Origin of the sequence: Paraburkholderia sp. EG287B (assembly GCF_040965595.1) — a bacterium.
Lineage (GTDB): Bacteria > Pseudomonadota > Gammaproteobacteria > Burkholderiales > Burkholderiaceae > Paraburkholderia.
Window position 1 is genome coordinate 1 of the sequence record NZ_JBFRCG010000020.1, and the last position, 12,890, is coordinate 12,890.

Below are 12,890 nucleotides of genomic sequence, written 5' to 3' on the forward strand. Positions count from 1 at the left end.
CCTTACCCTCAGTGGTCGTTTTGACACCACCACTTTGGCACTCTGATGCCGTCGGGTACAGCGAGGGCTCCGCCGTTCCTACTGCCTCTCCGTTCCGACGCGGGAGGGAGGCGTCCATACCATCTCCCATGACGACCGATCAAAAGACCGTATCAAACGTCCTTGCCCAACTCTCGCTCAAGTCCGCCGTCGAACACGGCATGTCGCCGCACGACTTCACGCGCCTCACCGGCATCACCGAGGCCGAACTCGCCCATCCGGACGGGCGCATCCCCGCACACAAGCACATTGCCATGCTCAATCTGCTGGAGCCGGGTTACCAGGCCTCGGAGCGGCTCGAAATTTTTTCCAGTTATTCCTTTCGCGCACCTATCAGCACGTTATTGGCCATCGTCACGAACAGCCCGACGTTGACGAAGGCCTTTGACCAGTTTCTGCGCTACCGGGTATTGATCGGAAACGTCGATACCGTGAAGGTCAAGCGGGCTGGCCAGACGTTCGAGTTCGAGTATGTGCTGGACGGCGCGGGCAGAAGTTCATCGAGCGCTTTCTATAATTTTCTGCTGCTCATTCGTCTCGCCGAACAGTACAACGACGACGAGCCCTATCCCACCCAGATCGAGCTGACTGGCGAATCGTTTGCGCCCGTCTCCCAGCTCTCGCACCTGTGTGGCGCGACGGTGAAATTCAGGCAAGGCCGCAACCGCATGCTGATGAAAACCGGAGCGGCAGACCTGCCGTACTGCAAGTACAACGAGATCACCGAAAACATTCTCTGCGGGCAGGCCGATGCCGATATCCGACGCTTCGTTGTCGGCCATTCGTTTTCGTCGAGAATCGAAGATTTCGTGACGAAGATGATTCGTGAGGCGCATGCCGGCCTGCCATTTGCAAACCCCATGGAAGAAGTCTGCGGCCGCCTTGGCATTTCACGCTCGACCCTGCACCGGCGCTTGCAGGGTGAAGGGACGAACTTCCAGGCGATCCTGTCCCATGCGCGGCTCGAGGAGGCGAGGCGGTTGCTGCCGCTGGCCGATTATTCGGTTGCCGCGGTGAGCGATCTTCTCGGCTTTTCTTCTCCCTCCGCGTTCTCGCGTTTCTTTCTCGAGAACAGCGGCAAGTCCCCTTCGCGCTACAAGTTCGAAAACTGCAGGTTCTAGTGACCTTACTGGACAGACTGCGCCTGCGCTGTCCGCCCCCGAACCGCAAGGCGGAGGGCGGGATCGATGCGCGGTCACCGATCGCAGACTCCAGGACAATCATAAAGACATGCCACGCGTTAATCTGGAGCCCACGAGGCAATGAGTACTTTCCCCTTCGTTCCCCCTTGCGGAGAAAAAGCGGACGACGACGCGTTCATTGGCGAGGCGCCGGCGTTTCGTCAGCTGGTCAGGATGATCGATCGCGTCGCGCCCACCGATCACGCCTTGCTCATCATCGGGCCGACCGGCTCGGGCAAGGAGCTGGTCGCCCGGCGCGTGCATACGCGCAGCCTGCGCCGCGATCAACCATTCGTTGACGTCAACTGCGGGGCGATTCCCGAGCATCTCGTCGAAGCGGAACTGTTCGGGCACGTCAAAGGCGCGTTCACCGGCGCCGGCGAAAGCCGTCCCGGGCTCTTGCAGCAGGTCGGCAAAGGCACGCTGTTGCTCGACGAAATCGGCGAATTGCCGCTCGCGCTGCAGCCCAAGCTCCTGCGGGCACTGGAAACGCGCACGTTCCGCCCGGTCGGCGCCTCGTCGAGCGTGCGTTTCGAGGGACGCGTGGTCGCCTCGACGCACCGCGATCTGCGCGAACTGGCGCGCAAGGGGCTGTTTCGCGAGGACCTGTTCTACCGGCTCGCGGTATTCGTGCTGGCCGTGCCCGGGCTCGACCAGCGCGTCGAGGACATTGCCGCGCTCGCCGCCCATTTCGCCTCGCAACAGGAGCGCCGCATCGAGTTTTCACCGGCTGCGCTGCGGCGCCTCGGCCGGCATGCGTGGCCGGGCCACATCCGCCAGTTGCGCAACCTGGTCAGCCAGTTGAGCGTGCTTGCCGAAAAGCCGCTGATCGAGGAAGACACGCTCGAGCCGTTTCTGCTCAGCGAATCAGCCGGAGCGGTTTCGCGCGCAGCGCTCGCGGACATGCTGCTGCAACTCGAGGGACGCGACAAACTCGCCGCCGCCGAAGACCTCCTCATCGACCGCGCGCTGGAGCGGACCGCGGGCAACAAGAGCGCCGCCGCGACCTTGCTCGGCGTCGGTCGCAAGACCGTCGAACGGCGCCTGAAGTCGCGCGAGGAACACCATCGCGAAGCGCACAAGAGTCTCGAACATGCGAACGCGCTGATCGATGCGGCGCGCTTCGCCGAGGCCATTCCCCATTTGCGGCGTTGCCTCGACGTGCTGCAGACGAGTCGCGACGAACCCGCCGCGCGGCGCGCCCAGTTCGACGCCTACCGGCTGCTCGGCATGAGCCTGCGCAGCGTGCGCGGCTGGCTGTACGCAGAAGCCACGGCCTGCTACGCGGCGGCGCTCGAAGTCGGGGAAGGGATCTGCGAGCCTGGCGAAATCGCGGCGATCCAGTTCGGCGTCTGGACCACCCAGTTGACGACGCTCCAGCTCAAGCAGGCGCGCGCGAGCGCACAGGAGATGCTGCAGCGCGCCCAGAACAGCGGCAACCGCGTGTCGCTCGACGAAGCGCACGTCGCCATGGCCAACACGCTCTACTGGCTGGGCGACAGCGAAGAAGCCCTCGCCTGCCTCGCGCGCGGCAGTCTGCTCGGCGTGACGCGCGACGATGTGCGCACGGGTTCGCAGGGCATCGATCTGGCGAGCCTCGCATTGACATTCGAGGGGCTGGCCGCCTACCAGATCGGCGAGTTCGGGCAGGCCCGGCGCGCGATGGACATGCTGATCCTGCGCGCGAGCGAGCCGGGCGCGCACGCATTGGCGCACGTGCTCAACCTGCAGGGCGCCGCGTGGCTGGCCAGCCTTTTCGACGATCAGCGGCGCGGGCCGCTCGCGAGCGAACTCGAGTCGGTGTCGATCGCCAACGGCTTCCCGTTCTATCGCGGCATGGGCCAGATCTTCCGCAGCGCCGAACTCAGCGCGCAAGGCCTGAACGCGGAAGCCGAGGCCGTCATGCTCGACGGCTACGACAACCACATGGTCTGCAACGGCGGTGCGCTGTTCCATTCCTTCAAGATGTGGCAGCACGGCGAGCTGCTGCTGCGATCCGGCCGCGCGAAGCAATGCGAAACGATGCTGGCCGCCGCGGTCGACGAAACCCTCGCGCGCCAGGAGCGCGCCCACCTTGGCGAGCTGCTGGTCACCCGCGCGCGGGCGCAGTGGGCGCTCGGCGATCTGACGTCTGCCGAGCAGGGATTGCGCACCGCCCTTTCGACGGCGCTCGCGTTCGGTTCGGTGCCCGCGCGCGTGGAGGCCGCGCGCTATCTCGCCGACCTCCTGCGCGCCACGGGTCGCACGAGCGAAGCGATCGACACGCTCGCCCGCGCGTTGCGGGATCAAGTGGCCGATTCAACCCGCCGCATCGCGGACGCTATCGCGTTGCTGGCCGAACTGCGCCACGAAGCTTCGGGACCGGCCGCAAGCCGTTGAGTCGCGCCACTTCACCACGCCAAATCCGCCACGCCGGGGACTGGACGAAATCGTCCACTCCCGGCGATTTCCGCGGTCGAAATCGTCCTGCGCCGCCCTCTCACGCGCTGCCGTAACCCGTCACCGCCGGGGTCTCGCAGCACTGGCACGATGGTTGCTCACTGTCGAACATTCGGGACCAGAAAAGCCAACACGCGCATCGAAATCACGACGGGGTCGCGATGCACCAGCGCAATACGCAATACGCGTGGATGGCGAATATATTCGACGGCAAGGCGAAATAATGATAGTTGCAATTGAACGGGAAACACCGCAGCGTACGGAGTCCGCCAGTCCAAATGCAAAGCGTGCGACCACACGCGAGGACGCGAAAACCGGGGCACAGGCCGTCAGCCCATACACGGCGAAAAATCTCGACGGCGCCATCACGCACCTCGAAATCGCCATTGGCTTCGACGGCAACATCGCCGTGTTCGGCCGGCACTACTGGCTCGATCGCGTCCAGCGCATTGCGTCCACGCCGGAGATCATGCCCGCCCAGTCCCGGCGGCTTCGGCACCTGCTGGACCAGCTCGAGGCCGCATGAGCGCGCGACACCCCGTGACGAAGGCGCCGGTCAGTGCGCCGGTCCGAAGAAGGCCTGCGCACCTTCCGATGGCGTCAGTCCGGCGGCGAAATAGCCTTCGAGGCGCTCGGCCTTGGCGTCGTCGAGCAAAAACGGCGGACGCACGAGCCCTTGCGCAATGGCGTGGTCGTACCACCGGCTCATCCACTCGCGCAGCTTCGTTTCATAGGGGGACGGCAATTCGTCTGGCGCGATCTCTTCCATGCGCAATCTCCGCTCGCGGCCTGTCTGCCGCTATATTCTTGTCGCGACACGTGCTGCGCCCATCGAAGGACGCAGGATTTCGGGGGGAAACACTTGCCATCCCCGGTCAGGATGGCGGAAGAAAAACAGCGCGCGCGGTCCGTCCGCTGTCTGCGCCTCGATGAACACGCTCGCGATCCGCCCCGACGGCGCACGATGCACCGTCACGACCCGCACTGTCTGCCTGCTGGTGGGATTCAGCCACTTCACGACCGCTGCCCCTAACGACTGCCGCACCGCCATCGCCGCCCCCCCACGCTTTAGGTGAAATCATCGTAGACAGCCGTTAAACCGGCCGCCATCGGGACGGGTAGATAGTTCCCTCGGGATCGTCTGGTTCGCTTGTCAGGATTTCCTTCTCGCCGCGCGTGGCCGAGCGTCACTCGCCGACCAGGCCATGCCGGATCGCATAGCGGATCACCTCCGCGTTATTGGCGAGCCCGAGCTTTTGCATCAGCCGCATCTTGTGCGTGCTGATCGTCTTGGCGCTGAGCGCGCACGCATCGGCGATATCGTTGATGCTCTTGCCCGACGCGAGCATCTGCAGCACCTGGAACTCGCGGTCCGAGAGCACCTCGTGCGGGGGCACGTCGCCCGAATGCTTCTCGAACACCATGGCGTCGACGAGTTTCGGGTCGATGAAGCGCCCGCCGTCCGCGAGCTTGCGAATCGCGGCCAGCAGCACTTCGGGATCGCTGTCCTTCGTCACATAGCCTGTCGCGCCGGCGCGCAGCGCGCGCGACGCCACCTGGGCTTCGTTGTGGATGCTGAGCACGAGCACCGGCAACGCGGGTTCCTCGGCGCGCACGCGGCGGATCAGATCGACGCCGCTGATGCCCGGCATCGTCATGTCCAGCAGCAGGAGGTCGACTTCGCAGGTCCTCAGCTTTTCGATCACCTCCGAACCTTGCCCGGCCTCCGCCGTCACGACCATGTCGGCCGTCGTCGCGAGGATCTGCTTGAGTCCGCCACGCACGATGGCATGGTCATCGGCGATGAGTATTCTGATCATGGGGGTCTTCAAGCGGAACGTGGATCGAAATCGTGGTGCCCGACGCAATGCCGATGGTCAGGTCCTTGCAGGGCTGACTGTCGATGCTCAACGTACCACCAATCAGCCTCGCGCGCTCTGCCATGCCAAGCAGACCGTAAGCGTACCTGGCATACGCGGCGGCCACGTCGAAGCCGCGGCCGTCGTCGCGCACACGCAAGTCGAGCGAGCCGGGCTCCGCAGTGAGCGTGACCTCGACGCGCTGCGCCGCCGCGTGGCGCGCGACGTTCGTCAGCGCCGCCTCGACGATCCGGAACAGCGCCGTGGCCTGCATGTCCGACAAGGCGGGCTCGGCGCTTGCCATGTGCAGCTCGCACGGGATGGCGTTGTGCCGGCTCCATTGACTGGTCAGCCATTCGAGCGCCGACACGAGGCCGAAGTTGAGCGCAGCGGGCCGCAGGTGGCTCGCCACGTTGCGGACCATCCAGATCGTGCCTTCGACCAGCTCGCGCATGTCGTCGGCCCGGCCGACGGCCTCGGGGTCGTCGGTGAGCCGCATCCGCAACAGCGAGACATCCATTTTCAGCGCAGTCAGCAACTGGCCCAGTTCGTCCTGTATCTCCAGCGCGCTGCGCTTGCGCTCGTCTTCGCGGATCCCCTCCAGATAGGCCGACAAGGCCCGCTGCTGCTCGCGCGAGCGCACGAGTTCGTCTTCCACGCGCTTGCGGCCGGAAATATCGTGCAGGCCCACGTAAATGGCCGGTGCGCCGTCGTAGTTCGACAGCCGTGCCGTCGCCATGGCCCAGAACTGCGTGCCGTCCGGCCGGCGCAGTTTCACCTCCGCGTCGCCGAAGCTGCCTTGCGCCGCGAGACAGCGCACGAGTCTTTCGCGCTCCAGCGGATCGACGTAGAAGTCGACGATATTGACGTTCGCGCACGCCGCTTCATCGAGGCGAAGGAGTTCGCGAAACCGCGCGTTGGCATAGAGCAGATCGCCGTCGGGCATCGAGGTGATGCCCATGGCCACCGGGCCCGATTCGACGATCGCGCGAAAACGCGTCTCGCACGCATTGAGGCCGCGCTGCTGCAGGGCGAGTTGCCGGTGGGCCGAGCGCAGCGCGAGGTGCGTGCGGACCCTGGCCATCAGCTCCTCGACCTGCACGGGCTTGCGCACATGGTCGGCTGCGCCGGCGCTGAGGCCATCGGCCAGGTTTCGATGATGGCCTGCCGGCATCATGAGCACCACGGGAATATCGCGCGTGCGCGCGTCCGACTTCAGGCTGCGGCAGGTAGCCAGGGCGCAGACGTTCACGGCCTCCGAATCGAGCAGAATCAGTTCGGGCTGGGACACGCACGAACGCTCCAGGACCTCGAGGCCGCTGTTCGCGGCGAGCACCTCGAAGCCCTCCCATACGAGGTGGTCGGCGATCAAACGGGTCTCGTTCGGCGTACCGCCTGCGACCAGTATCGTGCAGGCGTTCGTTGTCGCGGCCTGCGAGTCAATCATCTTGCCCACGGTTGCTCCGGCCCTGGTTACTTTGTTTTGTCCTCGTCGCCAAAGCCATGGCCCTTCGGCAACCCTTTATCACGTATGCAGGTAAGACGGATTCCGCGCCCCGTTAGCCCTCCATGCTCCAGGTGCCCGACGTTGCGCACGAATGCCTCGCGGAAATTTCCGCACGGTCGATCAGTTCGTCGAGACTGCGTGCGAGTTCGCCAAGTGCCCGCAACGCGTACAGATCGAGTTTGTCGGCATGATTGCGGCGCAAGTCTTTCATGCTTTCCTGCAAGCGCCGGATCGTGCCCGCGCGGCTGTCCGGCAGCGGCCAGCAATGCATCAGATAAGCCAGCGGCGTGAGATTGCGGGATTCGCACCACGTTTCGAACAGGCGCATGCAGATCGAGTTCACGTCCTGCACGCGCGCCTTACGGTCGCCCCACTCGGAAATCATCGCGCGTCGCCTCTGCAGCTTCGAAATTTTGCTGACGTCATGATGAGCCCGCCAATCTTCGCGTGCAGTCGTCTTCGACTGCAAACGGTAAAGGGGAATCCTGAATTTCGTGTCAGGGAATCCTGAACGGCGGGCTTCGACCCGCAATCGCGCCCCTGAAGGTCTGCCGCGCATTGCCCGCCTAGCCCGAAGTAAAGCGGATTGTCGGCGAGATTACATCGCGTTATGCTGCGCGCGACTGCCCCTTCGGTTCCACACAATGCCGCGCACGGCATCCGCTGATTTCGTATGAACAGAAGACAGATGATCGCGCAATGCGTCGGTATAGGCGCGAGCCTGATAACGATGCGGGCGACCATGGCGTTGCCGGTCAGCCGCCCGCCAGCAAGCGTCGTATTTTTAAATCCCGGCGAAAGCGTGGAACACGATACGGGCCAGCACTGGCAACTCGTCTCGCGCTTCATGGCCGCGACTGCCAGACGCTTCGGCATGCAGCTGGAAGTGCTTTACGCGGAGCGCGATCATCTGCTGATGCTGCGCCAGGCCGAAGCCGTGGCGGCGCGTGCGGCGCCGCCCGACTATGTGGCGATCGTCAACGAAAAGATGGCCGCGCCCCAGATGCTGCAAACGCTGGCGCGCTCGCCCGCCAAAGTGCTGTTGATCCACAACGATCTGACCGAAGCCCAGCGCGCCCAGACCGGCAACGAGCGCGACCGGATCGCGAACTGGATCGGCACCGTCACCGCCGATGCCGGGCGCGGCAGCTTCCGGCTCATGGATTACCTGATCCGTTTGAACGGCAGCGGGCCCGCCCGCGTGATCGGCATTACGGGCGACCCGGCCACGCCGGTTTCGGCGGAGCGCGCGGCGGGCGTGCAGGCCGCGCTGGCGCGCCGGCCGCAGGACCGCATCGACCAGCTCGTCTACGGCGACTGGAGCTTTTCCGACGGCCGCGACAAGGCGCGCGTGCTGCTCTCGCGCTATCCGGACGCCAATATCCTTTGGGCTGCCAACGATACGATGACGCTTGGCGCACTGAGTGCGGTGCAGGAACGGCATCTGTCCACCATCGTCGGCGGGCTCGGGGCGCTGCCCGAAGCCGTGGCTTCGGTCATTCGCGGCGAGCTGGCCGCGATCGTTGCCGGCGACCAGTTCATCGGCGCCTGCGCGATGGTCCTCATTCACGACTACCATTACGGCGCGGACTTTGCGCAAGTGGGCGGACCGCGTCAGCGGCTCGACTACCTGAAGGTGCTCGACAGCAGCGACGCCAGGCGTTACGCCGAGATTGCCTTTCAAGGCCGCACCTCCCCCGACTTCAGCGGCTTCTCGCGCGTGCAAAGCCGGCATGCCGGCGCCTACACGTTCGATCTCGACACCCTGCTCAATTCCGCCTCAAAGGCCGCGTGATGCTGCAAACCTTTTTGCGTGCGCGCTTCCCACGCAGCCTGCACGCGCAGCTCATGCTCTCGCTGCTGGTGCTCTGTACGCTGGTGGCGGGCACGTCGGCTTTCTTCCTGCTCGAGCACGCGCGCGAAAGTCGGATCGCGGAACTCGACGAACGTGCGAACCGCATTGCCGATCTCCTCAGCCAGTCGCTCGCGCAGCCGCTCTGGAATGTCGATCGCGACGCGATCGCGCGGCAACTGAATGTGCTCAAACCGAATCCGGAGGTAGTGAGCTTCACCGTGACCGCGACCAGCTATGGTGTGCTCGCCGACGCGAGCAACGCGCCGCTGCCCGACCCGCAGGCGCGCGTGGTCCGCGTGCGGCCGATAGAATTCACGCCACCCGGCAACGCGCCGCCTGAAAAGATCGGCGAGGTCCGCGTGGTCCTGACGAGGGCCGCCGCCGACCGCGGTTTCGAGGCCGCACGCGCGGCCGTGCTGGGAACCCTCGCGCTCGTGCTCGCCGTGGTGTACGTCACGACCTTTCTGCTCATCAAACACCTCGTGCGCGAGCCGATCCGGCGCCTGGAGAAAATGGTCGACCGCATCGCGTCAGGCGATCTGGACAGCCGCTGCGCCATCGAATCCAGCGTCGAGCTGGGCCGGCTCGCCGAGCGCGTCAACGTGATGGCGGAGCGGCTGCGCGACTCGACGGCATCGCTCAGGGAGAGCGAGCGCAAGTACCGGAGCATCATCGAGAATTCGCTCGAAGGATTCTTCGTTCTCGATCGCCACGGCAAGCTCTGCGACGCCAATCCCGCGATGGCCCAGTTGCTCGGCTACCGCGACGTTCGGGGCATGATGACGGCGCCAGGCGACGACGCGAGCGCAGTTCATGCCAAGCCACAGCCGTTTTCCAGCGGGAAAACGGCCCAACTCTTCGCGATGCTGCAACTGACCGGCAAGATCGCAGGGCTGGAAATCGAACTGACTCGCGCCGACGGCAGCGCGGTCTGGTGTCAGCTCAACGCCCGCGGTATACGCTACGACGGCGCGGGCCCCCAATGCCTCGAAGGACAGTTGACCGATATTTCGGGCCGCAAGCAGGCGATGGAGATCCTCACGCGCCATCGCGATCAGCTCGAGGAGGAAGTGCGCGAGCGCACGCGAACCGAGCAGCTGCTTCGCCATTCACGCGAACAGTTGCGCCAGCTTTCGTCCCACCAGGAATCGATCCGCGAAGAAGAACGGCGCCAGATCGCCATGACGATCCACGACGAACTGGGCCAGTTGCTCACCGCGATCAAGATCAATGTGTCCCTGCTCAAGCTCGCGCTGAGCCAGGGCGCCGAGTGGCAACAAAAGGTCGGCGATATCGGCGGCCTGGCTGAACGCACCATCGACATCGTACGCAACGTCGCGAGCCACCTGCGGCCGGCCGCGCTCAATTTCGGCCTTCTTTCGGCGCTCGAATGGCTGGTTCAGGACTTCACCCGGCACAACGCAACGGTCTGCACGTTCCGTCTCGAAGGCCGCGAACCGTCATTGAGCGACGACCGCGCGACGGCCGTGTTTCGCATCGTCCAGGAGGCGCTCACCAACATCAGCCGGCACGCGCAGGCCTCGCATGCGGAGGTCGTCCTGCGCTGCATCCATAACCATTTCGAACTCGAGGTCCATGACGACGGCAACGGATTCGACGTGGCGAGAGCGATCCGCGGCAATTCGTATGGACTGCAGGGCATGCAGGAACGCGCACGGATGATCGGCGCGCAGTTTCATATCGGAAGCCGGGACGGCCCGGGATCGACGGTGCGCATCGTCTTCAACGAGACGACGGAAAGCGTCCATCGGGCTCTGCCCGCCGACAACGAACTCCGCTAGTCATGCGTCATCCGCCTGGCGCTGTTCGAGCGCACGCAGCATCTCGTTGGTCTTGTCGAGAAACGCGGCGTGGTAGGCGCCAGGCAGCGTGACGTCGTCCATGACCGACATGACGTCTTCCAGCACTTGCCTGAGCGACCCATGGATCTCGCCGCATTGCGCCGGCGTCAGTTTCGGCAACGCCAACTCGATGAACTTCTGCATGACGAGCGACCTCGCCGCGAGATGCGAAATCTTGATGGTCGTTTCCGCCACTTGTGACTTGAGCACGTCCAGCACGTCTTTGCTATTCGTCATGATCACGCGTGCTCCGGGTTCATAAGGTGGGTACGCATTCGCCTCTCTCGCTCGCCTGCATCATGACCGGAATAACGGCACGGGTACCACACGGCTACATGCGATTAAGCCGTAACCTGGCGCGCGGGTTTGCTGAATTTAGCGTCAGGAAATCCTGATTTGCACGCCCGGCCTCATGTTCCGGCGCCCGGCGTCGGCTGCGCGAGCCGCCACGCGAGATTGGCGCGTGCCGCCGCCTCGCAATGCGAATGAAAGTAATCGGTCAGGTAGATGCGCGGCCGCGCAAGCAGGGCTTCCAGCAACCGCCGCTCGTGCATGGCGTACGCGTGGTCGTCCAGGTCCGGGCGTTCGGCTCTCAGGCGCAGGCCGTTGTCCTGAAACTGGCGGCGCGGCGCGCCGAGCGAGGCGAGATCGATGTCGCACGCGAAGCGCGCATCCAGCTCATCCGGCGCGCGCGTATGCCGGGTCGCGAGTATCGCTTCGCAAATGCGCTCGCAAGCCGCGATACGATCGTCCGCGCAGCGCCGCAGCCACTGCGCGCTGCGCTCCTCGTTGTCCTGGGCGCCCGGCACATAGATCACGTCGTGGCACCACAGCGCAAGCTCCACGAGATCGCCATGCGCAATGGCCCCGCGCGCCCGATCGAAATCGCGCAGGCAGCGGCGCACGTGGCGCAGCGTGTGGTAGTGCCGCCCCGGCTCGCCATAATGACGCGCGAGATCGGCGTAGACGGCGTCGGCGCGCGCGCCCCCGCTGCGCGACCATAGCTCGACGAAGCGTCCCTGCGTGTGGTTCACCCCTGCTCCTTTGCGCGCTGCGCGATGCTCAGAGAAATTCCTCGCGAATGTCGATGGTCGAGCGCTGACCGATATCCGCGTAGTGCTGCGCGAGCCAGGCATCTGCTTCCTTGCGGCCGTTGTCGCGCAGTTCGCACAAGAAATCCCAATCCGCGTTGTACTTGCTCGATACGCTGAGCGCGCACATCGCGGCGTCGGAGCGGATCGAATGAATCAGCATTTCCTTCATCTCGTCGCGAGCGAGCTTGCCTTGCTGGATCAACTCGGTGACGAACGCAATCGCGCGCATTTCGCGCATGAGCGACGAATTGAAACTGATCTCGTTGATGCGATTCAGAATCTCCGCCGCCGTGACCGGCACGCCGGGACGCACGAGCGGGTTGATATGGACGATCACCACGTCGCGCGTCTGGCAGTGATAGATCAGCGGATAGATGGCCGGGTTGCCCATATAGCCGCCGTCCCAGTAGTGCTCACCTGCGATCGTGACGGCATGGAACAGCGTCGGCACACATGCGGAGGCGAGCACGGCGTCCGCGCAGATGTCCTCACCGCTGAAGAGGCGAATCTTGCCCGTCTCCACGTTGGTCGCGCACAGGTACAGCAGAATGGGGCACGCCTTGCGCAGCGCGGCGAAGTCGACCTGGCTTTCGAGCACCTGGCGCAGCGGGTTCACGTTGCCCGGATTGAACTGATAGGGCGAGAACACGCGCAGCATGATGTCGGCCACCGCATAGAGCGGCGAATGATCGAGCCCGAAGCTGTGCGAGCCCTTCAGCCACGGCACCCAGCGCAGCGGATTGTGGCGCTCGGCCGACTCGGCCACCGCTTCCCAGAAGTCGTGCAGCGCCTGGCGCGCTCCGCCCACGCCCCCCTGCAACAGTCCGTACGCGAGCACCGCGCCATTCATCGCGCCGGCACTCGTTGCGCTCACGCCTTCGATCGCGAGCCTTTCGTCTTCGAGCAGGCGGTCGAGCACGCCCCATGTGAACGCGCCGTGCATCCCGCCGCCCTGCAATGCGAGCGCGATCTGCCTGGGCGCCGCGGCGTCGTGATCGCTTTTCTGGCTTCTTGTTCGCTTCGTTGCCATGAGTCGCCTCCTCGGGCGGTACGC

General features: G+C 64.8%; 13 protein-coding genes. 5 read left to right on the forward strand and 8 right to left on the reverse strand.

Going from position 1 to position 12,890, the window contains the following annotated elements:
* From AB4Y40_RS32115 to AB4Y40_RS32125, 3 genes are all read left to right on the forward strand, one after another.
* Positions 1-1,160: helix-turn-helix domain-containing protein (locus tag AB4Y40_RS32115; RefSeq protein ID WP_368691301.1), on the forward strand; the 1,160-nt coding region annotated here is incomplete at its 5' end.
* 141 nt (positions 1,161-1,301) lie between these two features.
* The gene (locus tag AB4Y40_RS32120) at positions 1,302-3,599 is read left to right on the forward strand and encodes a sigma 54-interacting transcriptional regulator (RefSeq protein WP_368691302.1); all 2,298 of its coding nucleotides are present in this window, start codon (positions 1,302-1,304) and stop codon (positions 3,597-3,599) included.
* A gap of 283 nt (positions 3,600-3,882) precedes the next feature.
* Positions 3,883-4,185 (forward strand): hypothetical protein, encoded by a 303-nt coding sequence (locus tag AB4Y40_RS32125; protein WP_368691303.1) that lies wholly within the window; start codon positions 3,883-3,885, stop codon positions 4,183-4,185.
* A gap of 30 nt (positions 4,186-4,215) precedes the next feature.
* On the opposite strand, the gene AB4Y40_RS32130 is transcribed toward AB4Y40_RS32125, so the two are convergent.
* The 5 genes from AB4Y40_RS32130 to AB4Y40_RS32150 all read right to left on the reverse strand — a co-directional run bounded on the left by AB4Y40_RS32130 (position 4,216) and on the right by AB4Y40_RS32150 (position 7,410).
* Positions 4,216-4,428, reverse strand: coding sequence for a hypothetical protein (locus tag AB4Y40_RS32130; protein ID WP_028203895.1), 213 nt, complete (start codon positions 4,426-4,428; stop codon positions 4,216-4,218).
* A gap of 30 nt (positions 4,429-4,458) precedes the next feature.
* Positions 4,459-4,677 (reverse strand): hypothetical protein, encoded by a 219-nt coding sequence (locus AB4Y40_RS32135; RefSeq protein WP_368691304.1) that lies wholly within the window; start codon positions 4,675-4,677, stop codon positions 4,459-4,461.
* Between the two features lie 169 nt (positions 4,678-4,846).
* The gene (locus tag AB4Y40_RS32140; protein ID WP_368691305.1) at positions 4,847-5,479 is read right to left on the reverse strand and encodes a response regulator; all 633 of its coding nucleotides are present in this window, start codon (positions 5,477-5,479) and stop codon (positions 4,847-4,849) included.
* Positions 5,454-6,965 carry an ATP-binding protein gene (locus AB4Y40_RS32145; RefSeq protein ID WP_368691417.1) on the reverse strand — a complete coding sequence of 504 codons (1,512 nt, stop codon included), beginning with the start codon at positions 6,963-6,965 and terminating at the stop codon, positions 5,454-5,456. Before AB4Y40_RS32145 ends, AB4Y40_RS32140 begins: the two co-directional genes overlap by 26 nt.
* 112 nt (positions 6,966-7,077) lie before the next feature.
* Entirely contained in the window at positions 7,078-7,410 is a 333-nt protein-coding gene (locus AB4Y40_RS32150; RefSeq protein ID WP_368691306.1) for a hypothetical protein, read from the reverse strand.
* 417 nt (positions 7,411-7,827) lie between these two features.
* Here AB4Y40_RS32150 and AB4Y40_RS32155 point away from each other — a divergent pair, with 417 nt between their 5' ends.
* Together AB4Y40_RS32155 and AB4Y40_RS32160 are read left to right on the forward strand one after the other, a co-directional pair.
* Positions 7,828-8,820: an ABC transporter substrate-binding protein gene (locus tag AB4Y40_RS32155; RefSeq protein ID WP_368691307.1), complete on the forward strand. Its 993-nt coding sequence runs from the start codon at positions 7,828-7,830 to the stop codon at positions 8,818-8,820.
* On the forward strand, positions 8,820-10,682 hold the full coding sequence (locus AB4Y40_RS32160) for a PAS domain S-box protein (RefSeq protein WP_368691308.1): 1,863 nt from the start codon (positions 8,820-8,822) through the stop codon (positions 10,680-10,682). Before AB4Y40_RS32155 ends, AB4Y40_RS32160 begins: the two co-directional genes overlap by 1 nt.
* On the opposite strand, the gene AB4Y40_RS32165 is transcribed toward AB4Y40_RS32160, so the two are convergent.
* The 3 genes from AB4Y40_RS32165 to AB4Y40_RS32175 form a co-directional block, all read right to left on the reverse strand.
* A complete protein-coding gene (locus AB4Y40_RS32165) occupies positions 10,683-10,979 on the reverse strand; it encodes a hypothetical protein (RefSeq protein ID WP_368691309.1) in 297 nt (98 codons plus the stop codon).
* A gap of 173 nt (positions 10,980-11,152) precedes the next feature.
* The gene (locus AB4Y40_RS32170) at positions 11,153-11,776 is read right to left on the reverse strand and encodes a hypothetical protein (RefSeq protein WP_368691310.1); all 624 of its coding nucleotides are present in this window, start codon (positions 11,774-11,776) and stop codon (positions 11,153-11,155) included.
* Positions 11,777-11,804: 28 nt separating this feature from the next.
* Positions 11,805-12,866: a patatin-like phospholipase family protein gene (locus AB4Y40_RS32175; protein ID WP_368691311.1), complete on the reverse strand. Its 1,062-nt coding sequence runs from the start codon at positions 12,864-12,866 to the stop codon at positions 11,805-11,807.
* Positions 12,867-12,890 lie beyond the last annotated feature (24 nt).

What these genes read in the sequence shown, in the direction of transcription:
- AB4Y40_RS32130 (WP_028203895.1), bottom strand. Translation starts at nt 4,428, where the DNA reads ATGGAAGAGATCGCGCCAGACGAATTGCCGTCCCCCTATGAAACGAAG.
- AB4Y40_RS32120 (WP_368691302.1), top strand. Translation starts at nt 1,302, where the DNA reads ATGAGTACTTTCCCCTTCGTTCCCCCTTGCGGAGAAAAAGCGGACGAC.
- AB4Y40_RS32140 (WP_368691305.1), bottom strand. Translation starts at nt 5,479, where the DNA reads ATGATCAGAATACTCATCGCCGATGACCATGCCATCGTGCGTGGCGGA.
- AB4Y40_RS32160 (WP_368691308.1), top strand. Translation starts at nt 8,820, where the DNA reads ATGCTGCAAACCTTTTTGCGTGCGCGCTTCCCACGCAGCCTGCACGCG.
- AB4Y40_RS32150 (WP_368691306.1), bottom strand. Translation starts at nt 7,410, where the DNA reads ATGATTTCCGAGTGGGGCGACCGTAAGGCGCGCGTGCAGGACGTGAAC.
- AB4Y40_RS32125 (WP_368691303.1), top strand. Translation starts at nt 3,883, where the DNA reads ATGATAGTTGCAATTGAACGGGAAACACCGCAGCGTACGGAGTCCGCC.
- AB4Y40_RS32145 (WP_368691417.1), bottom strand. Translation starts at nt 6,965, where the DNA reads ATGATTGACTCGCAGGCCGCGACAACGAACGCCTGCACGATACTGGTC.
- AB4Y40_RS32175 (WP_368691311.1), bottom strand. Translation starts at nt 12,866, where the DNA reads ATGGCAACGAAGCGAACAAGAAGCCAGAAAAGCGATCACGACGCCGCG.
- AB4Y40_RS32165 (WP_368691309.1), bottom strand. Translation starts at nt 10,979, where the DNA reads ATGACGAATAGCAAAGACGTGCTGGACGTGCTCAAGTCACAAGTGGCG.